24 protein-coding genes and 1 pseudogene are annotated in these 21,119 nt (G+C 40.8%); 12 read left to right on the top strand and 13 right to left on the bottom strand.

Features of this window, described 5'->3' with window-relative positions; genetic code table 11:
• Positions 1-60 precede the first annotated feature (60 nt).
• Positions 61-285 (top strand): hypothetical protein, encoded by a 225-nt coding sequence (locus BA79_RS15435; protein ID WP_008341962.1) that lies wholly within the window; start codon positions 61-63, stop codon positions 283-285.
• On the opposite strand, the gene mutY is transcribed toward BA79_RS15435, so the two are convergent.
• Positions 272-1,372, bottom strand: a complete 1,101-nt coding sequence (gene mutY / locus BA79_RS15430) for an A/G-specific adenine glycosylase (protein WP_035703766.1) — start codon at positions 1,370-1,372, stop codon at positions 272-274. The genes BA79_RS15435 and mutY overlap by 14 nt on opposite strands.
• A gap of 191 nt (positions 1,373-1,563) precedes the next feature.
• Between mutY and BA79_RS15425 the strand changes: the two genes are divergently transcribed.
• Positions 1,564-2,544 carry a metal-dependent hydrolase gene (locus BA79_RS15425; RefSeq protein ID WP_035703764.1) on the top strand — a complete coding sequence of 327 codons (981 nt, stop codon included), beginning with the start codon at positions 1,564-1,566 and terminating at the stop codon, positions 2,542-2,544.
• 435 nt (positions 2,545-2,979) lie between these two features.
• On the opposite strand, the gene rsoA is transcribed toward BA79_RS15425, so the two are convergent.
• Both rsoA and BA79_RS15415 read right to left on the bottom strand, forming a co-directional pair.
• Complete coding sequence (gene rsoA, locus BA79_RS15420; RefSeq protein WP_035703762.1) at positions 2,980-3,201, bottom strand: sigma-O factor regulator RsoA; 222 nt, start codon at positions 3,199-3,201, stop codon at positions 2,980-2,982.
• Positions 3,149-3,751, bottom strand: a complete 603-nt coding sequence (locus BA79_RS15415; protein WP_035703760.1) for a sigma-70 family RNA polymerase sigma factor — start codon at positions 3,749-3,751, stop codon at positions 3,149-3,151. Before BA79_RS15415 ends, rsoA begins: the two co-directional genes overlap by 53 nt.
• A 166-nt stretch (positions 3,752-3,917) precedes the next feature.
• Here BA79_RS15415 and BA79_RS19245 point away from each other — a divergent pair, with 166 nt between their 5' ends.
• The 3 genes from BA79_RS19245 (at position 3,918) to BA79_RS15405 (ending at position 5,830) form a co-directional block, all read left to right on the top strand.
• Entirely contained in the window at positions 3,918-4,082 is a 165-nt protein-coding gene (locus tag BA79_RS19245; protein WP_003217819.1) for a YvrJ family protein, read from the top strand.
• A gap of 94 nt (positions 4,083-4,176) precedes the next feature.
• A complete protein-coding gene (locus tag BA79_RS15410; RefSeq protein WP_035391265.1) occupies positions 4,177-5,340 on the top strand; it encodes an oxalate decarboxylase family bicupin in 1,164 nt (387 codons plus the stop codon).
• Positions 5,341-5,407: 67 nt separating this feature from the next.
• Entirely contained in the window at positions 5,408-5,830 is a 423-nt protein-coding gene (locus BA79_RS15405; protein ID WP_035703758.1) for a regulatory YrvL family protein, read from the top strand.
• Positions 5,831-5,834: 4 nt separating this feature from the next.
• Here BA79_RS15405 and BA79_RS19990 read toward each other — a convergent pair.
• Positions 5,835-6,231, bottom strand: a pseudogene (locus tag BA79_RS19990) (DinB family protein).
• A 198-nt stretch (positions 6,232-6,429) separates the two neighbouring features.
• Here BA79_RS19990 and BA79_RS15395 point away from each other — a divergent pair.
• Positions 6,430-7,563: an FAD-dependent oxidoreductase gene (locus BA79_RS15395; protein WP_035703756.1), complete on the top strand. Its 1,134-nt coding sequence runs from the start codon at positions 6,430-6,432 to the stop codon at positions 7,561-7,563.
• Between the two features lie 23 nt (positions 7,564-7,586).
• Here BA79_RS15395 and BA79_RS15390 read toward each other — a convergent pair whose 3' ends face one another.
• From BA79_RS15390 to BA79_RS15380, 3 genes are all read right to left on the bottom strand, one after another.
• The gene (locus tag BA79_RS15390; RefSeq protein ID WP_035703755.1) at positions 7,587-10,181 is read right to left on the bottom strand and encodes a YfhO family protein; all 2,595 of its coding nucleotides are present in this window, start codon (positions 10,179-10,181) and stop codon (positions 7,587-7,589) included.
• An 87-nt stretch (positions 10,182-10,268) separates the two neighbouring features.
• Positions 10,269-11,252 (bottom strand): glycosyltransferase family 2 protein, encoded by a 984-nt coding sequence (locus BA79_RS15385; protein ID WP_017366872.1) that lies wholly within the window; start codon positions 11,250-11,252, stop codon positions 10,269-10,271.
• A gap of 301 nt (positions 11,253-11,553) precedes the next feature.
• Positions 11,554-11,826 (bottom strand): YfhJ family protein, encoded by a 273-nt coding sequence (locus BA79_RS15380; RefSeq protein WP_017366871.1) that lies wholly within the window; start codon positions 11,824-11,826, stop codon positions 11,554-11,556.
• Between the two features lie 116 nt (positions 11,827-11,942).
• On the opposite strand from BA79_RS15380, the gene BA79_RS15375 reads away from it, so the two are divergent.
• Together BA79_RS15375 and BA79_RS19240 are read left to right on the top strand one after the other, a co-directional pair.
• Positions 11,943-12,092: a small, acid-soluble spore protein K gene (locus BA79_RS15375; RefSeq protein WP_003217849.1), complete on the top strand. Its 150-nt coding sequence runs from the start codon at positions 11,943-11,945 to the stop codon at positions 12,090-12,092.
• Between the two features lie 25 nt (positions 12,093-12,117).
• On the top strand, positions 12,118-12,291 hold the full coding sequence (locus BA79_RS19240; protein WP_003217811.1) for a YpzG family protein: 174 nt from the start codon (positions 12,118-12,120) through the stop codon (positions 12,289-12,291).
• A gap of 23 nt (positions 12,292-12,314) precedes the next feature.
• On the opposite strand, the gene BA79_RS15370 is transcribed toward BA79_RS19240, so the two are convergent.
• Together BA79_RS15370 and recX are read right to left on the bottom strand one after the other, a co-directional pair.
• Positions 12,315-12,629: a YfhH family protein gene (locus BA79_RS15370; RefSeq protein WP_035703753.1), complete on the bottom strand. Its 315-nt coding sequence runs from the start codon at positions 12,627-12,629 to the stop codon at positions 12,315-12,317.
• A 3-nt stretch (positions 12,630-12,632) separates the two neighbouring features.
• The gene (gene recX / locus BA79_RS15365; RefSeq protein ID WP_035703751.1) at positions 12,633-13,424 is read right to left on the bottom strand and encodes a recombination regulator RecX; all 792 of its coding nucleotides are present in this window, start codon (positions 13,422-13,424) and stop codon (positions 12,633-12,635) included.
• A 95-nt stretch (positions 13,425-13,519) separates the two neighbouring features.
• Between recX and BA79_RS15360 the strand changes: the two genes are divergently transcribed.
• The 3 genes from BA79_RS15360 (at position 13,520) to BA79_RS15355 (ending at position 14,796) form a co-directional block, all read left to right on the top strand.
• On the top strand, positions 13,520-14,416 hold the full coding sequence (locus tag BA79_RS15360; RefSeq protein ID WP_035703749.1) for a TIGR01777 family oxidoreductase: 897 nt from the start codon (positions 13,520-13,522) through the stop codon (positions 14,414-14,416).
• 52 nt (positions 14,417-14,468) lie between these two features.
• Entirely contained in the window at positions 14,469-14,579 is a 111-nt protein-coding gene (locus tag BA79_RS19235; protein WP_017358836.1) for a YfhE family protein, read from the top strand.
• 61 nt (positions 14,580-14,640) lie between these two features.
• Entirely contained in the window at positions 14,641-14,796 is a 156-nt protein-coding gene (locus tag BA79_RS15355; protein ID WP_035703748.1) for a YfhD family protein, read from the top strand.
• Positions 14,797-14,831: 35 nt separating this feature from the next.
• Here BA79_RS15355 and BA79_RS15350 read toward each other — a convergent pair whose 3' ends face one another.
• Positions 14,832-15,419, bottom strand: coding sequence for a nitroreductase family protein (locus BA79_RS15350; RefSeq protein ID WP_024720283.1), 588 nt, complete (start codon positions 15,417-15,419; stop codon positions 14,832-14,834).
• 270 nt (positions 15,420-15,689) lie between these two features.
• Here BA79_RS15350 and BA79_RS15345 point away from each other — a divergent pair, with 270 nt between their 5' ends.
• Positions 15,690-16,946: a transcriptional regulator gene (locus BA79_RS15345; protein WP_035391280.1), complete on the top strand. Its 1,257-nt coding sequence runs from the start codon at positions 15,690-15,692 to the stop codon at positions 16,944-16,946.
• A 35-nt stretch (positions 16,947-16,981) separates the two neighbouring features.
• Here the strand turns inward: BA79_RS15345 and BA79_RS15340 are convergent, their stop codons facing one another.
• The 3 genes from BA79_RS15340 to mprF form a co-directional block, all read right to left on the bottom strand.
• Complete coding sequence (locus tag BA79_RS15340; protein WP_007496690.1) at positions 16,982-17,449, bottom strand: thiol-disulfide oxidoreductase DCC family protein; 468 nt, start codon at positions 17,447-17,449, stop codon at positions 16,982-16,984.
• Between the two features lie 338 nt (positions 17,450-17,787).
• Positions 17,788-18,336: a thioredoxin family protein gene (locus BA79_RS15335; protein ID WP_035703746.1), complete on the bottom strand. Its 549-nt coding sequence runs from the start codon at positions 18,334-18,336 to the stop codon at positions 17,788-17,790.
• Between the two features lie 93 nt (positions 18,337-18,429).
• Complete coding sequence (mprF, locus tag BA79_RS15330) at positions 18,430-21,000, bottom strand: bifunctional lysylphosphatidylglycerol flippase/synthetase MprF (RefSeq protein ID WP_035703743.1); 2,571 nt, start codon at positions 20,998-21,000, stop codon at positions 18,430-18,432.
• Positions 21,001-21,119: the final 119 nt, after the last annotated feature.

Raw genomic sequence — 21,119 nt, 5'->3', positions numbered from 1 at the left:
AATAGTTTTCGTCCATTCGCTTCACACTAATAGGAAAGTTCCTATTAGGAGGTTACATTCATGTATGTCGGACGCGATTTAAGCCAGCTTGGCATGATGTCAAAGGATCAATGGAAAGATACTGAGCTTGCATTTTTTCATCATGCTTTCCAACAAATTTTACCTTATTTAAACGAAGAAGGGCAATCTAAGTATCGAGAAATCATTTCTGAAATTGAAAACCGCGGGGGTCTGCACAGAAATGAAGCCGATTATACCCATGGTACAACGGTTAAATATGACTAGGCTGTTCAAGTGCCATCTTCCATATTTTTTGATGTGAGACTGGCAAAGCATATGCCTCAAATTCTTCTGTTGTGACTTTTTTCAGCATCGTGTCATCAGATACAGAGGTCACACGTCCAAAGAAAACAGAAATATTCCAGATGAGGTGGGTAAATACATGTTGAATGGTGCCTTCTAAATCACCAAGTTCTGCTTGTACACCCGCTTCCCCTTTTAAGAAATCAATCAGCTGCTCTTTTTCCGTTTTTCTTCCCTTCATTGTTTCCATGTTTGGGAACTCCCATAAATTCGCAAGCAGACCTGTACTTGGACGCTTATGAATATAGAGGTGGCCTGCATCATCAAATAACACCACCGCTGCCATTGATTTCGCAGTCGGCTTTTTCTTTTTACTTTTCACCGGCAGCTCATGCTGAATGCCTTCCTCAAGTGCCGAGCAATGCATGTTTACAGGACAAATGAGGCAGGCTGGCGATGTTGGAGTGCAAATGAGCGCACCAAGCTCCATCAGCCCTTGATTGAATTCCGACGGCTTTTCCCGGGAAATGAGCTGATCAACCGCAAATTCGAAAATGTTTCTCGTTTTTGGTTTTGCAATATCATCCCATATGGACAAGATACGGGAAATGACCCTCATCACGTTGCCGTCTACCGCAGGGTATGGCTTGTTATAGGCGATACTAAGCACTGCGCCGCTCGTATACGGACCTACACCTTTCAGCTTTGAAAATTGTTCTTTCGTATCAGGGACAACGCCCCCGTAGGATTCATAGACTTCTTTCACAGCTGCCTGTAAATTACGCACTCGTGAGTAGTAGCCAAGACCTTCCCATGCTTTCATGACCTTTTCTTCATCAGCTAAAGCAAGATCTTTCACCGTCGGGAATTGCTCCATAAACCGATTGAAGTACGGAATGACCGTATCCACTCTCGTTTGCTGGAGCATCACTTCTGATACCCAGACGCGGTATGGATCTTGATTTTCACGCCATGGAAGTGTCCGTTGTTCTTTTTCATACCAATCGATTAAATCATGCTGAAAACCCGCAATATCTTTGCGGTCCAGCTTTTCTTGAATGTCTTTCATCTCTATACTCCTTCTTATCGAACCGAGAGCTAACGTTCTGAAAAGAACCTTATTTGTTGTATACTGTTTGTAGATACGTTAACATGTTACATTAAATCGGGATAAAGCAAAAGTGATTTTGCACATAGTCTTGATGAGAGACGTATACTTTGTATGATTGTTCCTAAGCATGACAACTAGGAGGTAATCAATTGGACACTGGTACTCATGTAGTAATGGGCATTTCTCTTGGGGGACTTGCGCTTTTAGATCCAGCCGTCAGCGCAGATCCACACATGGCACACGCCGTAATGATCGCGACCATCGCCGGCTCCCAAGCACCAGACATTGATACTGTGCTAAAACTAAAAAATAATGCAGTTTATATAAGAAATCACCGAGGATTTACTCATTCCATTCCGGCTGTACTGTTCTGGTCATTGCTGATTCCGGCTGTGATTTTCCCATTTGTGCCGGGGGCGGATTTACTCCATCTTTGGTTATGGACACTATTAGCCGTCGTGCTTCATGTGTTTGTCGATATTTTCAATGCTTACGGAACGCAGGCCATTCGTCCATTTTCAAAAAAATGGGTAGCGCTTGGGATCATTAATACGTTTGATCCGTTTATCTTTTTTACACATCTTGTCGCCATTGTCGGTTGGGCGATTGGCGGGCATCCCGGCTATACGTTTATTACGCTGTATGCCGTGATTTTCTGTTATTATATCGTCAGGGTCATCATGCAGCTTCAGATTAAACGCCAGCTGCGTGCACGATTCAATGAAATTGAGGACATTATTATTTCGCCTACGATGAAGTTCAGACAATGGCGCATTGCCGTGAAATGTAAATCCTCTTTCCATGTTGGACGCAGTATGAATGGTGAGATCATCATTTTAGACACCTTTAACCGTGTGCCGGTCCCTGATACAGAGATTATGAAAATTGCCAAGCAAGACGAAAACATTTCAGCCTTTCTCTCCTTCTCCCCTGTCTACCGGTGGGAAGTGGATAAATACAAGGACCATTATGAGGTACGGTTCATTGATTTGCGCTACCGCAGCAAAGGTCACTATCCTTTCGTCGCGATCTGCCATATCGACATGGACCACCAAATCAAAAATTCCTATACCGGCTGGATTTTCAGTGAAGAAAAACTGCAAAAAAAATTAAGACTCGGCTCTGTGTGAGCGAGTCTTTTTTTGTTGTATAGGGCTTGAATTATTCATATGTGTAGATTTTGAACTGGATAGTACTTGAATTTGTATAAAACGCAGAAACTGTGATCTATGCACTCATGGAGAGTGCGACTACTTCTGTTGATTCAGATACAATGGAATACGTTTGATTTCAATCCACACACTCATGTAGAGTGCGACCCAAGCGTGGCAGATTACACAGCATTTCTTGAAATTTCAATCCACGCACTCATATAGAGTGCGACTGCGATTTCTGCCCTAATTGTAACATTTTTTAGGAAATGATAGGTAAAATCCTCAACTTTCAATAAAGAATTTTGTTTTCTCCTTCATGAAATATACATTTTTACCCAATTTTGTCGAATAAAAAGGTGCGAATGTTCCAGGGATTTTATGTTCACCTGACATTCGCACCATCAGTTCCTCTTACAACTTCGTCATATATTCCACAATAAACTCCCAAAAGCCAGGTCCTTCTTGGTAAATCAGCCAGTCTACTTTTTCGATGAGTTTGATATAAAGTTCTTGTTCGAGGTCTTCTCTTTCTTGATATGCCGTGTTTTGTAGTTTCTTTTTGATCATGGGTGTGAAGGTTTCAATGAGTTCTTCCATTTCTCCATTGGTCATTTTGTCTTCGGGCACGGACATCTCCCCCTGTTTCTTCTTTTAGTTTGTTGAGCGCTTTTTTGTGAATGTTTGAGATGTTTTGTCTTGTTTCGCCTAACTGATCGGCTATTTCTTTCATCGTTAGGCCTTCGACATAGATTTGGGTTAAGACCATTTTTTGTTTGTCTGTGAGCTGCTGGTAGGCCTTGTACAATCTTTTGTCTTGCAGGTGCTCCCCTAAGTCTTGTTGGTTAAAGAGCACAGCTTCATACGTATCTGTTTGAACAGGGTCTTTCACTTCTTGCGTATCAGGATGATCGAGTATGAGCGGAAAACGCTGCTGCTTTTTTTTCACTCGTTTGTCAAAGTCGACTGAAAAGATGCGGATCATTGTGGAAATATACTTGATGATGCGGATTTTTTGATAAAACTGCTTGAACTCGGAATCTAGTTTTTTCGCATTTTCTTCGTTTGGCTCTTCCATGACTTGCCTAAGCAGCTGCTGGTTTTTAGGATTGCTTAAAAACTGCTGAATGAGCGGGTGGTCAACGATTTCCTTCCATTTTGCTTTCAATAACAGCCGATAATCCATGTGCATCCTCCCCTTTGTTCTCTCTACTTGCATTAAGTGGACAAAAGTTAAAAAAAGTAAACTTTGTGAAACGGGTCTAATGGTTCATTTTCTCCCCCTTTGATTTCCTATTTCTTCTTTCATACCACTTATAGAGAAGACGAGCATCCGCTGGGAGGTGAGACAAATGGAGACCTTTTTTTCGGAGGAATGGCTGAAGCAGCTCGGTCAGGCTGGCTTCCCTGCCATTTTGACGGTTTATTTGCTGACACGTTTTGAACGAAAGTTTGATGAATTAAGCAAACTCATCCAACGATTGGTCGCTGTTCAAAAAAATGATGAATCAGATTGACTTCTTCTTGATTCGTTTCACCTTATGAAAGCGAGGGCGAAATGAAAGGCCTTTTGTCACCTCACACAATACGATGTTGAAAGGGGATTTTATCATGAGTGAAAAGCAAAATGGTGTACCGCAGCCGATTCGAGGAGAAAAAGGAGCAACGGTCAAAATTCCACGTAATCTCGAGCGAGACAGACAAAACCCAGATATGCTCACGCCACCAGAAACCGATCATGGAACGGTTCCCAACATGAAATATTCTTTTTCTGATACGCACAACCGTTTAGAAAAAGGCGGCTATGCCCGCGAGGTAACGGTGCGTGAACTGCCAATCTCTAAAAGTCTTGCCTCTGTGAACATGCGGCTAAAGCCTGGTGCGATTCGCGAGCTTCACTGGCATAAGGAAGCGGAATGGGCGTACATGATTTATGGGGAAGCCCGAATTACATCGGTTGATGCAGAGGGGCGCAATTTTACAGAGGATGTGACTGAGGGAGATTTATGGTACTTCCCTTCTGGCTTGCCGCACTCTATTCAAGCACTTGAACCAGGAGCTGAATTCTTACTTGTGTTTGATGATGGTTCCTTCTCTGAAAATAGTACGTTCCAAGTGACTGATTGGCTTGCGCATACGCCAGAGGAAATCGTTCTCCAAAACTTTGGAATGACAAAAGAACAATTTAACAAGCTGCCAGAGAAAGAAAAGTATATTTTCCAAAAAGGAATTCCTGGTTCCCTTGAGTGTGACAAGGTGCAAACAGAGCAAGGAGAGGTCCCGAATTCCTTTAAATATGAGCTGTTAAAACAGGAGCCAATTACGTCAAGCGGCGGACAAGTGTGGATTGCGGACTCTACCAATTTTAAAGCGTCTAAAACGATTGCATCCGCTCTTGTGAAAGTTGATCCAGGTGCCATCCGTGAGCTGCACTGGCATCCAAATACGGATGAATGGCAATATTTCATTTCTGGAAAAGCTCGAATGACGGTATTTGCTTCTGATGGACATGCAAGAACCTTTAACTATCAGGCGGGAGATGTTGGCTATGTGCCATTTGCGATGGGGCATTATGTAGAAAATACAGGTGACGAACCGCTTTATTTCTTAGAAATCTTCAAGAGCGACCATTATGCAGATATCTCGCTCAATCAGTGGCTTGCGGTCACACCGAAACAGCTTGTTTTGGATCATTTAGATCAAGGCGAAGAATTCTTGAAATTGCTTGATACAGAAAAACACCCTGTCATCGCTGCACCTAAAAAAGAGGATTAATTCCACCTTCCTGCAAAAAGGCTGTCCTTTTTGCAGGTATCTTCATGTAAGGGAGTGTTGTTTATCCATGCAGCAATCTATTCACGCTTTATGGCAAGGGGTGAAATGCCTGATAGCGCTATCAGCTGTCTGTTACATATTTTTGTTGTTTTGTGTACTGTTCTTTCATTTGACGGGTGCTTTTTATCAATCGGTTTTATCGTTGCTTCTGTTTATGGGCATCTACGTTGTACTCGGGATCTCTTTTGAACATCTGGAACACGTGCTCATGTGTTTTGTTCGTAAGTGTCGGTCCAAAAAACGATCCATTGTTTTCTATACCGTTTTATTTCACCTTTTGTTTATTTGGGGTGCTGTCTACTTATCAGATGAATTAGTTGACGGCATTTTGCTGACTACTTCTGAAGAAATTCTCTTTGCGCTAAGTCTTTGGTTATTTCATTTTTTGTTTGATTATGCGACGTTTCCATTTGAGAAAGAAGCTTCGTGACGCTCTATCGTCTTTCTGTAGAGAGTACTTTTTTAATCTGCTCCATATGATGGAGATCATGTTTAATTAAACCTTGAAAATAACTTAATAACGTCAGCTCGGTTTGACCGATCAGAAAGGGTGTAGTCCAGCGAGATGTTTCGATTTTCTTCATTTCTTGAAGCAATTCTGTTCTAACAGCAATAAACCGCCCGATCGTCTCGCTTCTCTCTTCCTTTCTTGCTCTTTAGGCGATCGTGTAAAATAAATTCATCCCACGGAACGAAATGTGCGATGATCTCAGCAATGCTCCATTTTCCCTCAGCGATGGCGCTGCGCCACTCTTTGTCTGTTAATTCCGTTAGCGACTGTACCCATTCAATGGAGTGTTGATAGTGTTTTATCACGGTGTCTTTATTCATGTTTTATTATCCCCTTCATGTTTGTTTTATCAGAAATTGGTTTGTTTCATCCTTGCGAAATCATTTATAACATATTATCATATACTTTAATTTCCAAATGAAAAGGGGGAATTGTGATACGCTGTCCTATATGAAAAAGCTTATTTTTTTGCACTAAAATAAACCGACCGGTCTGTTTATAAAAGGGGAGGAAAAATGATGAAATCTCAAAATGTAATCATTATCGGCAGTGGTGTAGCAGGATTGGCTACTGCTTTATTTTTAAAAAAGGCTGGAATGGAAAGTACGATTTATGAAAGCAGGTCAGATGAAGAATTAGAAACAGGAGCAGGTTTTTTACTGTCTCCGAATGGGGTAAAGATTTTGGATGGAATCGGGTGTAAAAATGAAGTGATAGCAAATGCAACCGTGATAAAGAAGATCCAGCAAATAAACAGTGAAAATGAAGTAGAAGCGATCTTTCACAATTATAGTGAAAAATATTATGATGCTCCTTTACTGAACGTCATGAGAGACCAAATCATCAAATCACTTTTAAAAGAAGTTCACCGTCAAGGAATAGAAGTGAAATACAACAAAAAATTAATCTCAATCAAACAGCAGCCTCATTCCGTTCAGGTTCTTTTTGATGATGAAACTGTGATAACAGGTGATATTGTAATAGGAGCAGATGGAACCTTTTCGAAAACAAGAGAGGCTATTGCGTTTAATGCTAAATTAGACTATAGCGGTTTTTGGGGACTACAAGGAGTATCGTTTGTGAAGGATTTTGTATTGGATGAGGCAACAAGTTATTTTTACAATGACGGAAACTTTCAATTCATTTTTGGGAAAGCGCATCCAACAAATAAAATGAATATTTTATGGCAAGCTTTCTCTCAGTGTCCTGAGAAGTTACCTACAAAACATTTTGAGAAAGCCAATAAAGAAACCATCCGACAGTTATTATATAAACAAATGGAACATTGGAACATTCCTAAACACCTTTCTGACATCATCGATCATACTAACATGTTCTTTCCAAGAAGTATCTATGAAATAAAGGATTTTCCTGTGTGGTCAAAAGGACGTGTTGTTCTTGTAGGTGATGCGGTACATACGGCGAACCCTTTTGTTGGTCAAGGAGCATCGTATAGTCTAGAAGATGCCATGCTCATAGCAAAGATGCTAAGGGATCATGATTATCGAGATGCGTTCTATTATTATGAAAATGATCGAAGAAAGAGGACAGAAGAATTGAATGCGCTATTTCAGCACATGAGTATTCAAAACGATATTGATAAAAAAATGAACGAATACACGATTGAATGGGATGAAGAAACTTACGTATGAGATGAAAGATAAAAAAACACCACTTATGCTGAAAAGTGGTGTTTCTTGTGTTTTCTCCGTGCATAGAGGATCGCACCGATCAAACTGATCAATGAAATCAATGCGAGAATTCTGATATAAGGCGGATAGTAGGTTAGCACGATCTCGTTTTTTCCTTTTTCTATTGGAAAACCGATAAACGCATAATTGGCTTGTTCAATATCGGTTTGATGGCCGTTCACCGTGAGCTCCCAGCCTTTTTCATATGGAACAGGCAGAATCATATAATCATCGCCGCGCTTGTTCTCATAAGAAATCGTAAAGCGGTTATTTTTAAGCTTCACCTGCTGGCTGCCATCATCCTGTTTTTCTTTTTCATATGCCCGCGCAAGGGTGTGGTAAGGCTCATGATACAGCTTTAATTGACTCAGCTCATACGTCCCTTTTGGCACTCGTATGGAAAGAATTTTTTCCGCAGGGACTCGGATCGTCACGTCATTAACGCCTGTTTTGTAGATAGACGTATTGCTTTTGCGTGATGTGACGTAGTCATCCACAGATAACTGAAATCCCTCGTTACGGTCGGTCCGCTTCACATAAAAGCTCACATACACATCCCCCACGCGAGCGATATCATCTGGAAGGGTGATATTCAGCCCGCCCGTTTTCCCGTATACATCAAGCACGCCATTTTCGTATACAGCTTGTTCAGTATGAATGTTTGTATCCTTTATTCGATCAGGCGATTGGTCGATTTCAGCATTTCCTTTTTTGTTTAAGATCACACCTTGCAACATTGCGTGTTCTTTATCAAGTGCTGACGCATGCTCTAGTGACTTTTCTGAATAGACAGTACTCGTTGTTCTTGCAAATGGGAGCGGGCGTGTATTTTCATACACTTCATAATGTTCGCTTTCCAATATTGGCTTAAAATAAACCGGCGGTGAGAAAGACATCGATTTGTCTCTCATATAATACTTCCCGTAGGTCAGACTGTATAAATTCGCCCTGTCCCCCATTGTTGCATACCGGCTGACACTTTCCCGTCCCATATCAATTTGCAGGTCATTCCAGTAGAAATGGAGCAGATGCTGATTCAATATACTTGAATATGCACTCATGCCTTGAAAGCCTTCAAATAATGGGGTGTTGTTGCGCACGCCGTTCATCCAATCAATCCGGGCAAGCGGATCTTCTTTTGAGCGGCTTTGAATCTGCTGAATGAGCTTCATTTGCTCATGTCCAGCATACGCCTCACTATTCAGATACGTATCTGATACGCTCTTAATATTGCTTCTTTCAAATAAGTAGCCCTGCTGATACACACCTGCTGTCAGTAAGCTCACAACGATGAGCACAGCTGAAAAGAGACGAAGGTGCAGACGTTTTCCCGCATGTATCGAGAGGAAGAACAAACTGATCACAAGCAGTCCTATTCCGGTAAATACAACAACATCCATATTTCCCTTTGCTCGTTCTGAAAGGGCGACTGCGAAAAGGAATACAATCCAAGCGCCTAAAACCGCACGCTTTTTCCACTTCCACTCCATTTGCGAGAAATGCTTGATGGTGATGGCTACGGCTGCTCCAACTGTAAAAGCAAGAATGTATTCAAATCTGTACTGCGGTGCAGAAAAACCATTAAACACGCTCGCCATCTTTGGACTGTAGTGAAAAATGATCAGCAGAACACTGATCGATGTGAACATGAAAAACCATCTGTTCCGGTATAGCGGAACGAGAAACAGACAAATCAGAAAGATGACCGGCAATAAATACACCCTGCTTGTAAACAGCAGATGATCATGCAGCTCGAACCAAGGAATTGCCTGTTCATACGGCGGTCTTACATTATTGAGAAAGCCGTAAACAGACGGGATAAAAAAGGCAGCACTGATCCCAAACGATAACAACGTAGAGATCGCAAGGGTCCAGAACACCTTCCAGCCTCGCTCCTCGCTTTGGAGCTTAATCATATATCTGAAGACGAGATAAATGGCTAAAAAGATAAAGTGAATGTAAGCAAAGTAAAAGTTATTGATCAGCATGAGACTGCAAGCCGCAATAAACCAAGCCGGCTTGCCTGTTTTAAAAATCCGTTCAACCCCGAGCACAAGCAGCGGAAGCCACATCATGCTGTCGGTGAAAAACTCCCAAAACGTTTGATGCCGAAAGTACACAATAGACAGTCCGTAAATACCGGCACCTGTCAGCGCCCCCAGCCTATGCTGCACAATCGAAAGGAGCACACGATATGCGATGAACAGAATGACTGTCAGCTTGATCACACTCAGCCAAATAACAGCATTTGCCCAAAAGTGAATGTCTGTTGACTGTATAAGGTGAAGCGCATTCAACAGCCAGACGACAGCGACTGTGACCATAAAGACCATCGACGTTGTAAAATAATAACCTAATTGCGTATATGTACCGCCGCCTAGACCAAATTGATAGGAATAAAAGAAGTTTCCTTTGACGTATTCATCATACAGTAGCTTTTTAAACGGGAGCATTTGCGAAATGCCATCCCCATCTCCCGTCATATATCGGCCTTGCGTATATTCATATAAGAAAAAGGAGTGTCCTAATAAAGCAAGAATGAGGCACATTCCAATGAGTATCCATCTACGTTTCATCATCTAAATCCTTTCTCCAAAAGATCCACTGTTCTTTGAAACAAAACAACCCAGCAAGCGATTCGTGCTTGCCGGTTATTTGACTCCACGTTATTTAAATAACTGCGTTAACACTCGGTCTTGTTTTTTTGAGCTTGTCTCTTGTTCCATGACATTTGATTCTTGAATTAAGTAATGCGGCCTCTTTTTCGTTTCATAGTAAATTCGGCCAATGTATTCTCCGATCACACCTAGACTCAAGAGCTGGACACCACCGAGGAAAAGCACAGCTGAGATTAAAGTGAAATAACCCGGTACCATGATGCCCGTTCTGACGATTTGAATAAAGGTCGCCACGATGTAAATCAAAGAGAGAAATAAGATCAAAATACCCGTATAAAAACAAATACGCAGCGGGCGGTTGTTAAAGGAAATGACACCATCAATCCCGTAGTTAAATAATTTCTTCAGTGACCATTTTGTATCACCATGCTGTCTTTCCACATTTTCATAATAGATGACCTTTTCTTCAAAGCCAATCCAGCAAAAAAGGCCTTTTGAAAAACGATTTCCCTCTTTCAGCTGAAGCAATGCGTCGATCGCTTGACGGGAAATTAAACGGAAATCTCCTACACCATCACGCAAGTCCACTTCGACCACCTTGTTCATCACTTTATAATACATCGATGATAGGTAAGAACGAAGCTTGCTGTCCCCTTTACGGTTTCGTTTGGCAATGACTTGATGATAACCTTCTTCGTAGCCTCTAACAAAATCCTGAATCAAATACGTTGGGTGCTGCAGGTCGGCGTCCATAATGATCGCAGCTTCCCCTTTTGCATGCTCAAGACCTGCTAAAATTGCAGCTTCTTTCCCAAAGTTACGAGAAAAGGAAATGTATTTGACTTTTGCACTTTTGTGAGAGAGCTCTCTCATGTATTGAAGCGTATTGTCTTTGCTTCCATCATTCACAAAGATGATTTCAAAGTCATAATGAAAATCGCGAAACTCTTCCTCGAGTGCCTCAAAGATTCGTCTGATGTTTTCACCTTCATTGTAAGAAGGAATTATAACAGAGAGCAGTTCCCGTTCCATATCGCACCTTCTCTTCACTTTTTTCACATAGTCTGTTATGTTCATTATTCCTTTTTTGTCAGAAAACGAAACCCTTTTTTATTATCCATAAATTTCATGTATCCTTAATCGTTACATTATATCAGAGTTTTATTTCCAGTGATTTTCACCAACATGAATTTAATGTAATTTTAAGTTTATCCATTGTAAAAAGCCTGTAATTTTGATCACAGACTGGGTATTGTTTCATAAAATTGTTTAGTTATTTATATATTTTCCTGTTTATTGAAAAAGATGAGTAGAAGTGAAAAGGGCAACCCTTTTAATGAAGCAGCCCTTTGTCGTTTTGTTGCAAATGCTCATTTGCCTTCGATTGTTTATTTTGAAATAAATGCAGCTGAGCGCCGTAGCTTTCGATCCATTCTCGGACAATCCGTTCAGTCGTTTCCTGTCCTTTATACTTGCGGCCAGCCTTTGCATAGGTTGTTTCAAAATCACTCCAAAGGAGCTCTACCCATGTACGTGCTTCTTCATATGTGAGCATATTGTTTTTTTCCATTAGTTGTTCGGTTAATCGCTCAAAATATTGTTCCATACTGGTTCCTCCTTCATCTAGCAGAAAGTGCCTTTTTAAAAAAATCTCTTTTTTCATATACTACCCTTACGTCTTCAAAAGACGCAAATGATTTGTATTGTTTGGAGGGAATCAGTATGCGTAATAAAGCAAAGGGCTTTCCAAATCAAGTGAATCACAAGTTTGAAGGCGAACCAGGGGCCACAGATGCTTATGCGTCTAAAAGGCCGAACGGTGAGACGAATACACGTCCACAGGAACGTATGAGGGCATCAGGGAAACGCTAATTTTTCCAAAGGGAGTGCTTGAGATATGAGTTCAAATGGGAAATCGTATATGGAAGACTTTGTTCAATTAAGAACAACCGCTTACCCTCAACCATGGGCGAATGCTAAACATTCTGCCTCTCAGGTCAACGGAGAAACGCAGCAAACGCAGCACGACATCGTACTTCAGAACAACGTCCGTAAACAACGTTCGAAGTAAAGAAAAGGACTGATCTCTAGGGATCAGTCCTTTTGCGTAAGCATTGAAATCGGCAGAGCATCTTCTTTATTTGGCACTGAAACTCTGTAGCCCCAAGCAAAAACACCATTTAAATACTCCACATAAAACTGCTCGTCTGTATCTTTGATGTGATAAGTCGTTTTGGTCTGAATAGCAGCTGGATCTAATAAATAGGCTTTCGCCATGTCAATTTTCCGCTCCAACACGGCATATTCATTCACAATGCCTAGCTGCTCAGCCTTTCTTGCTTTTTCAGAAAGAGCGGCAATCTCCTGCTTTAATTCGTATTCTGTCATTTCACTATAGCGTTTTTCCATCTGTCATTCCCCTTTGTCTAAAACGTGATCAATTGTATCAAGATCAAATCCTTTTCGGTAAAGGAATTGCTTCACTTTCATTTTTTTCTCAAATGATCCGTCATATCCTACCTTGCGTTTTGCCTTCTCAAGCATATAGTGAAGGGCTTCTTCTTCCTTTTCCTCTTCTTGTCCATCATAGGCTTCTTGAAGGGCTTTATCAATGATATCAAATGAAAATCCTTTTCGCTGAAGCTGCAATTTGATACGCTGTTCAATTTCTTTTGCGGACCGGTTTTTCTCTTTCTTAACCATCTTCAGCACTTGTTTCACTGCTTCCTCTAGCTGCAAATCATTCGGATATTGCGATAGTGCTTGTTCGATGGTGTCATCGTCTATGCCTTTCAGCTTTAATTCTTTTTTTAGCACTGACGGGCCTTTGCTATTCGTTTTTCGGTGGGTGCTTACATACGCTTCTGCAAATTCAAGATCATTTACATACTTATAATGCTTTAATTTGTGTATAATTTCACTAATAGCAGGTGCTGGTATTTCTTTTTTCGTCAAATAATCGGTGACTTCTTTCACTGATCTCATCCGATACGATAAATAATCGACGGCCTGCTGAAATCCTTTTTTTACTGCATCACCGAATTGAATCTCTATGATATCGGCTTCGTCCAGCTCTTTTCCCTTTTTCAAATCATGCTGGACGAGCACATCTAGATCAACGCTAAAAGCGTACTTTTCATCAAGAAAGATGTTCACGCGTTCTGTATTGTTTTTCTGAGCAGAGATTTTCGTAATATAGGGCATCCTGTGATCACTCCTTTTTTCCAACAGTCAGGATGTTTCTTCTGATTCAAAATCGTGAAAGATATAGGTATGTATATGAGAGGAGAAGATGTCAATTGAATATCGCCATTACCGGAGGAACCGGGTTTATCGGCCAGCACGTCACAAAGGTGCTCGCAGCTGAAGGACATCATCTATATATTTTAACAAGAAATCCAAAGGAATCCGAACAAAATCATTTACACTATGTGCAGTGGCTGACAGAAGGTGCTAAGCCTGAACATGAATTGCCTGCGATTGATGTATGGATTAACCTTGCTGGAAAATCCATTTTCACACGCTGGACGGACAAAGCAAAAAAAGGCATTCTCTCCAGCCGTATTCAATCCACACAAGAAGTGAGACGCATTATAGAAGCGAAGGAATCGAAACCATCTGTGCTCATTCAAGCAAGTGCTGTCGGTATCTACGGCACTTCCAAGACAGAGGATTTTACGGAGGAGGCCCCTCCAGCCGATACAGATTTCTTAAGTTATACGTCAAAACTTTGGGAAGCTGAAGGTCAAAAAATTGAGGCGCTCGGTATTCGCACGGTTTATACACGCTTTGGGGTAGTGCTAGGAGAAAAAGGCACACTTCCTCTTATGACCTTGCCATACAAGCTGCTTGCCGGTGGAACGATTGGCTCTGGCTCGCAATGGGTATCTTGGGTTCACGTGGAGGATGTAGCACATCTCATTGCGTATGCCATTCTACATGATCACATATCAGGTCCACTCAATGTCACGTCTCCAAATCCTGTTCAAATGAAGCAGCTGGGGCAAACCATTGCATCTGTCCTTCATCGCCCTCACTGGCTGAAGGTGCCGTCCTTTGTCATCAAAACCGCACTTGGCGACATGTCATTGCTTGTTCTAGAAGGCCAGCGCGCCCTGCCGAAAAAGGCACTGCTGTCTTCTTATGAGTTTTTACACCCTGAGCTAAAAGAAGCGATTTTGCATTCAGAGGAATAATTTTTGTCAAAAACACCCATCCTATTAAAAATGAGATGAGGGGGCGATTTTGATGAAGAAAAAAGAACACCAGCCGACTTCAAAACTGAAGAAAACCCAGGAAGTTCTGTATCAGCAGGAATTCAAAAAAGCGGAAAGAGCAGCAGAAAAAAGAAACAAATAAAACGGATATTCCTCTTTTACAAGCACATAACTAAAGTGATCTTGTAAAGGAGGGAAAAGCTTTGAAAAAAGACCAACTCAAAAAATCCAACCACCAGCTTGCGGCACAAGAGACGGATGGCGAATATGTTGAATTTTCCAAAGAACTTGCAGATCCGAATGACGTAAAAGCGATGGCACGTATGAAAGCAGCCGATCAGCGTGCCAAAAAACAATAAGTAAAAAGAAACAGACCTTATCAAAAGGTCTGTTTTTATTTGATTTCAGTTAGCAGGCTTGATGCCTTCTGACGTGACTTTTCCTCAGGCACCTCTTCTGGATAACCAATGTGAAGAATTGCGGCAAAGCGCTCGTTTTCCTTTAATCCCATATCCTGTTGAAACCCTTTGTCGTATAAAATACGGCCGCTCTTCCATACCATACCGATTCCTTGATCCCAAGCCAACAACTGGAAGTTTTGAATGAGCGCACTCACAGCGGCAAAATCATCGTTTCTCACAACTGGGTTTTCGTCTTCTTTTAGAACAACAAGTAAAAGTGCTGGTACTTTAGAAAAATAATCTCTGTACTGATTGATCTTTTCTTCTTTTGCGTCTGGGTTGTTGCGTTTAAAGAAAGCAATGAACCGCTCAACAAATACCTCTTTTGCTTCATCCGTCACTGCATATAAAAAACGCCACGGTTCCGTGATTTTATGATTAGGTGCATAGACTGCATCCTCTAATAATGGCTGAAGCTGCTCAATGCTCACCGGTGTTTCTTTGAATTTTCGAATCGATCGTCTATATCTGACAGCGTCTCGAACCGTTAACGCTTCTGTTTGTTGTTTTGTTTCTGGCATATATGTCATCCTTTCAATCAACCTTAATTGAAATTGATTCTCATTCACATTATAAACATGATCATGTGTTGTTTGCAAATAGGACCTCGCCTCTCTGCTAAAAAGTTGTTTGACTTTTTCAAGTAATGTTACAATCATATTACGTTTTAAACAAATTTTGAGAAAAAAGCCAAGATGATGAAATGATTTCAGGTATTTCCACTTTGTCTCATGCGGCTATTTTTTCAAAAAGCTTTCAACCCATGATTGGAAGGGAGGCTTCTGGATGGAATGAAAATCAATATTGGGCAAATCATCAAACTCTATCGTTACAAACAAAATATGACCCAATCGGAGTTGGCAGAAGGAATTTGTTCTGTCTCTCATTTAAGTAAAATTGAAAATGGCTCAAAAGAGGCCAATCAAGATACGATCAATCTTTTGCTTGAACGGCTTGGAATTAGTCAAGAAACGCTGTCGCAAAAGGCGCGTCACCTGCTGTCATTGCTCGATGAGTTTCAAATGAACATGTATTTCTATGCACTCGATCAAGCAGAGCAAAATGCAGAAATGATCATTCATCACGAGGAACAATTCTTTTCGCTAGATTTAGGGATTCAGTATCATTTGTCCTTATTTCAATTTTATTTATTAACAGAAAAACAGCAGCTTGCCTTAAAAACACACCGCGTGCTTAAGAAGTTTGAAAAAACCTTTATTGACACAGAAAAAGAAACGTTTGAATATCTAGATGGCATCCACCAGATTAAAATCGGTCAGCTCGAAGAAGGATTGAAAAGACTTGAAAGCTGCTTTTCTTACGCTTCTGTTGAACAGAGCGACCTGTATTATCACTATGCAAAAGCACTTGGAGCTATGGGGCATCTCGGTGATGCGCTTGAGGCCACACATCAAGCAATGGATTTGTATAGACAAAAAAATAATTTCAAGCGGGTCATTCATTGTACACTCATTCATGGGGTCATCTCACTGGAATTAAAGGCCTTTCAAACAGCTAAAAGATATTTAAAAGAAGTGATTTTACACACATCGCTTCACCCTGATGCTTATATTAAGATGACAGCTTATTTTTATTATGGGGTTCTCTTAAAACGCCAAGGAGATTTCTCATCCGCTGTGCCTTATTTACTAGATTCACTCAATTATTTTAATCAAGAACAGATAGAAGATCGTTACTGTGAAACGCTTTATGAAATCGCAACATTGTATGCGGAATATGATCGCAAAAAGGCGCTTCCATACATACACGAGCTGCTCAAACAGCCTCGTATTCAACCAAACTGTTTATATATGATTAAAATCTATAAATTGATGATTGAAGAGAATCCTCATGATTTGAAAACTTATTTAGTAGAAGCAGCGATTCCTTACTTTGAACACAATCAGCTCCACAATGAGTACTTGTTTGCTCTTAGAACCTTGCTTTCCTATGCGGCTTCTGAGCTTGATAAGCGTGCATATATGTCTTACACAACGAAGCTGCTTGATCACTTAGCATCATTTATCCCATATTACAAAAAAGCATGACCTTCTGCCGATCGAAGGTCATGCTTTTTCTATGATTAGATGGTTTTTTGTTGATCTGTATCGGGACGGGTGACTTGTTCGACAGAATGAATGTACCGTTTTCTCGCAAAATAATCGTAAGCATGCTGCCCAAAGCCAAGCCAAATGCTGAGTACAATGAATGGGACCGTTCCCCATAATGCAGGGATGTGACAAGCCATTCTCAGCCACGTATAAATCCCTGAGTTTTTTTGATTTTTTGCTAAGGAAATAGACACGATTCGTTTCTCTGCCTTCTCTTCACTAATTTTATTCAGTCTCAGCAGCTGTGAGTGTCTAAATGATTCAAAGTGAATTCGGTTTTTCCAATCGAGTGATTTCAACAGGTCAATTGCTTTTGCACATGAAGGACTTTGTCCGTCATAAAACACAAGCAGTCTGAGTGATTTGATGGAACGCTGTTCTCTTTTCTTTGATTCAGCGAGCTTCTTTTTTTCTTGATCGAGATAGATGATTTTTTTCATAAATTGATCGCCAGCCCTTTTCCTTCATTTATTTTTTTTAGTTCGTTCAAAGGAGATTACAACTAGATTACTATAGTTGCTGGGCCTCTTGTATTGGGAAAAAGCCATCCGACGTGCGTTATATGAGCCTTTAGATAAGGGCAAAATAGCTGATTTCATGGCATATATGAGGTTTTTCAACTAAAAGTGGTTGGGAAAATCGTGATGCTTTGCGGTTTTCTGCGGTATTTGATAGAATTCTGCGGTTTTTCTACATCTTTATGCGGTGTTTTGTAGGTGAAACGCAAAAACAAGATAAAAAAAGACTACTTCCCATTGCGGCGAAGTAGTCTTTTGGTTTATATTTTTGCCAAAACTTCTACTATTTCTTTCTCAATATCTTTCCATAAGTAACGATCTGTCGTATAGTGATGTGCGGCTTCTTTCGCAAACACTTTAAATGCTTCCTCAAAATCGGGTGCATCTTTATCCGGCTTTTTCTCGTCGACAAAGCGCTGAGCTTCTGCTGAGCGAGGTCCCCATTTCCCCACTTCTTTCCCTTCCTGATCAATGATGACGATAATCGGAATTGATCTTGCGGTCCCGTTCGTTAAATACTGATCCATCAGGTCTAGGTGCTCGTCCCGAATGAAATAGCGCGCATCAATCAGTGCTTCATTTGCAATACGCATGAAAATAGGTACATTAACCATCGCATCGCCGCACCAATCTGCCGTGATCACAAGCGCTCTGAGCTTTTTCTTTTGAAGTTTTTGAAGCAGCTCTTTTTCCTTTTGATGAATTGCGTACTGGTTGTACACCGTGAGTAAGTTTTCACGGTTTTTCTCCATGTTGTGTACATATGTACGTTCAGCTAATCCCTTTGTAAACCATTCATTTAGTGTCATGTGAACATCCCCCTTACCCTTCAACTTTACCACTTTTGCTATTCTTTTGTCTAAAAAAACCTTCACCTAGTGAAAGGTAAAGGTTCTTTGGACTTATGGACGCCGTTTTCGATTTGGGTCCATTCCTATCAGCTTAGTGACGAGCACCATTGTGACAGGCAGTGATGTATTCTTTTTATACGCTAAATATTTTCCGCGCCATTCTGGTTTATATTTCTGTTTAAACGACCGTAAGCCGCTAAAACTATACATATATCTGACGTTATTGAAGATGACACTCGCCAAACGTTCTGTCAGAAAGGACTGGTGGAACGTGCCTACATTCGATAATGGCGCCATTCCCATGTTAAAGGATGTGTAGCCTTTTTCTTTCGCCCATTGAAAAAGGTGGATAAAGAGTGCATCCATCATCCCGTTCGGTGCATCATGCATATGACGCATGAGGTCGATGGATATCTCTCCTTTTTGGTACATCGGCATTAAGGACACAAAAGATATGATCTGCCCTTGTTCATCCTTTAAAATCGCAATCGGTGCTTTTTGAAGGTAGTCTTCATGGAAATAGCCTAATGAAAATCCTTTTTCTTTTTTCTTGCCCATCCAGCTGTCAGAGATTTGTTTTAAGGTTGAAATCAATTCCTCTGAAAAGGGCGGCTCCAGCATTTCAAACGTATAGCCTTCTCGTTCAAATTTATTTGCGACAGCCCGTAAGTTTGATTTTTTCTTTCCTGACAAAGAGAACGTTTCTAAATCGACCATGGCTTCTTCCCCAAGCTTAAAGAAGTGAAAACCTAGGTCATGATAAAGCGCCATTCCTTCACGTTCTACTTGATAAAAAGCGACACGATAGCCTGCTTTTTCTGTCTGCTCCAAAAATTCTTCTAGTACAAGCGGATAAGAGGCTTTACGGCCAGAAGGATCTCCAAGCACAATAACGCAGCGGCCAATCCGGCCAAACTGAAGCATCGCCTCTCCATCACTTGAGAAAAACAGTTTTTTGTCTCCCAAAAAACCTAGATGACTAAGAGCATTTCCTCCCTTTTCTTCGAGAAAAGTTTTTAACTTTTCTTCATCGGCTTCTTCGCCGATTGGAACTGCTTTTTTATTAAAAATCAATTTGCTAATGAAAAAGAAAAGTGGGACGCCAATTAAAGCAATCATACTGGTCATCGTGATATGCCGTTCATTATGAACCAAATAGTCCTTGCTTAGGAAATGACCAATTTTCATCCAAATGAAGTTCCCAATGACATTATAGTTAAACAACACGAGTAAATATCCGGCGGCGGCCGCCACAAACTGATTCAAAGAATAAGGGGCCTGCTGTTTCACAAATTGATTTCGAAGCGAGAAAAATACCACCATGATGACCGGCAATATAAAGATCAAACTCAGGTTAAACCCTTTTAGTAAAGTAAACACAAAGCCGCCTGCTAGGGCAATCATTGTCAATAGATAAGACCGTTTTGTTCTTTTATACACTTCAATGGACAAAATCATTAAAATGATCCCGAACATTAAAGAAAGACCATTAAATCCTGATAACAAAAAGCGTGGAATGGTTGTGATCACACCTAAACGATCAACAGGAAGCACAACGGAAGCCATAATGAGCAAACCGCTTCCAAACGTTAAAATGGACAAAGATCCGTACAATAAACGGATGAGCAGCGCTCGGTGCAAAACAATTAAGACGTTTGTTGTTTCAATAGCAGGCGCCATTCTCGGATTGCCTTCAAGACGCCTGAGTGTTGTTCCAGTTAAATCGTATGCCGCTAGACAAAGTCCAAGAATAAACGGGAAAATGGAGTAAACGAAGCGGTACAAGACAAGCGCTGTCAGCACCATCTCTTTATCAAACCCAATGTATTGCATACTGAGTAAAAAGATCAGATCAAACGAACCAAACCCGCCCGGAACCATACTGATTAAACCGCCGATTGATGCAATCGCAAAGACGCCTAATACAATACGGACATCAACGTTCATCCCCATAGAGACAACAGCCATGTACATGACAAGACCAGCTGCCAGCCACTCTAAAAACGATGCACCAATATAAGCATAGATCGGGTGCTTCAGTCCGTTTTCACCGCTCTCAATCGAACTTTTTCGAATGGACGCCATGATGATGTAAATGGGCACAATACAAGCAAAAATAATGACAAATGCCCATAACCACGGCTCCTGACTAATAATACTTTCAACTGGCAGGACCCTAACTAAAATCAAATCACTGAAAATAGATAAGCCTAGCAGAACAGAGGATGTTAAAAGGGCTATGCCTTTCAGCAGTTTTTTCGTATCGGTTATGTATTCCTTGTATAGAAGCGTTCTAAGCCCTGCTCCTGATAAACCACCGAATCCAAGTACACTGTTAAAGGAGTTGGCGATCCAAGAAATTCGGATCGTTTTCCAGCCGCTGATGGGCATATCAAGGCTTTTTCTTAAAATAAAATCATATAAGGACATGGATAAAACAGCGACAAGTCCAAGAAAGACAAGAATAAACAAGTCCATTCGATTCAAGCTGTCAATAATATAAAACGTCTTTTTAATGGAAAGGCCGCTCAGCTCCTGCTTGGCGACAAAAATTAAGACAAGGATGATCACGATCGGAAAGAGCATTTTTAAGATCGTCATACCCGTTTTTTTGTTCCACATGTTTTTCCCAACTTTCTAAGTTGCTTCATTAATTTCAACTGACCATTATTATACAACAAATACCACTTAATTCATGCAGTTTAACATTCAAAAGCTTCATGATACTTTCAATTAGAAGT

This window comes from Bacillus altitudinis 41KF2b (assembly GCF_000691145.1).
GTDB lineage: Bacteria > Bacillota > Bacilli > Bacillales > Bacillaceae > Bacillus > Bacillus altitudinis.
The sequence above is the reverse complement of the archived record's forward strand: the minus strand, read 5'-3'. Positions and strand labels throughout refer to the sequence as shown.

What these genes read in the sequence shown, in the direction of transcription:
- BA79_RS15435 (WP_008341962.1), top strand. Translation starts at nt 61, where the DNA reads ATGTATGTCGGACGCGATTTAAGCCAGCTTGGCATGATGTCAAAGGAT.
- mutY (WP_035703766.1), bottom strand. Translation starts at nt 1,372, where the DNA reads ATGAAAGACATTCAAGAAAAGCTGGACCGCAAAGATATTGCGGGTTTT.
- rsoA (WP_035703762.1), bottom strand. Translation starts at nt 3,201, where the DNA reads ATGTCCGTGCCCGAAGACAAAATGACCAATGGAGAAATGGAAGAACTC.
- BA79_RS15415 (WP_035703760.1), bottom strand. Translation starts at nt 3,751, where the DNA reads ATGGATTATCGGCTGTTATTGAAAGCAAAATGGAAGGAAATCGTTGAC.
- BA79_RS19245 (WP_003217819.1), top strand. Translation starts at nt 3,918, where the DNA reads ATGGAGACCTTTTTTTCGGAGGAATGGCTGAAGCAGCTCGGTCAGGCT.
- BA79_RS15410 (WP_035391265.1), top strand. Translation starts at nt 4,177, where the DNA reads ATGAGTGAAAAGCAAAATGGTGTACCGCAGCCGATTCGAGGAGAAAAA.
- BA79_RS15405 (WP_035703758.1), top strand. Translation starts at nt 5,408, where the DNA reads ATGCAGCAATCTATTCACGCTTTATGGCAAGGGGTGAAATGCCTGATA.
- BA79_RS15395 (WP_035703756.1), top strand. Translation starts at nt 6,430, where the DNA reads ATGAAATCTCAAAATGTAATCATTATCGGCAGTGGTGTAGCAGGATTG.
- BA79_RS15390 (WP_035703755.1), bottom strand. Translation starts at nt 10,181, where the DNA reads ATGATGAAACGTAGATGGATACTCATTGGAATGTGCCTCATTCTTGCT.
- BA79_RS15385 (WP_017366872.1), bottom strand. Translation starts at nt 11,252, where the DNA reads ATGGAACGGGAACTGCTCTCTGTTATAATTCCTTCTTACAATGAAGGT.
- BA79_RS15380 (WP_017366871.1), bottom strand. Translation starts at nt 11,826, where the DNA reads ATGGAACAATATTTTGAGCGATTAACCGAACAACTAATGGAAAAAAAC.
- BA79_RS15375 (WP_003217849.1), top strand. Translation starts at nt 11,943, where the DNA reads ATGCGTAATAAAGCAAAGGGCTTTCCAAATCAAGTGAATCACAAGTTT.
- BA79_RS19240 (WP_003217811.1), top strand. Translation starts at nt 12,118, where the DNA reads ATGAGTTCAAATGGGAAATCGTATATGGAAGACTTTGTTCAATTAAGA.
- BA79_RS15370 (WP_035703753.1), bottom strand. Translation starts at nt 12,629, where the DNA reads ATGGAAAAACGCTATAGTGAAATGACAGAATACGAATTAAAGCAGGAG.
- recX (WP_035703751.1), bottom strand. Translation starts at nt 13,424, where the DNA reads ATGCCCTATATTACGAAAATCTCTGCTCAGAAAAACAATACAGAACGC.
- BA79_RS19235 (WP_017358836.1), top strand. Translation starts at nt 14,469, where the DNA reads ATGAAGAAAAAAGAACACCAGCCGACTTCAAAACTGAAGAAAACCCAG.
- BA79_RS15350 (WP_024720283.1), bottom strand. Translation starts at nt 15,419, where the DNA reads ATGCCAGAAACAAAACAACAAACAGAAGCGTTAACGGTTCGAGACGCT.
- BA79_RS15345 (WP_035391280.1), top strand. Translation starts at nt 15,690, where the DNA reads ATGAAAATCAATATTGGGCAAATCATCAAACTCTATCGTTACAAACAA.
- BA79_RS15340 (WP_007496690.1), bottom strand. Translation starts at nt 17,449, where the DNA reads ATGAAAAAAATCATCTATCTCGATCAAGAAAAAAAGAAGCTCGCTGAA.
- BA79_RS15335 (WP_035703746.1), bottom strand. Translation starts at nt 18,336, where the DNA reads ATGACACTAAATGAATGGTTTACAAAGGGATTAGCTGAACGTACATAT.
- mprF (WP_035703743.1), bottom strand. Translation starts at nt 21,000, where the DNA reads ATGTGGAACAAAAAAACGGGTATGACGATCTTAAAAATGCTCTTTCCG.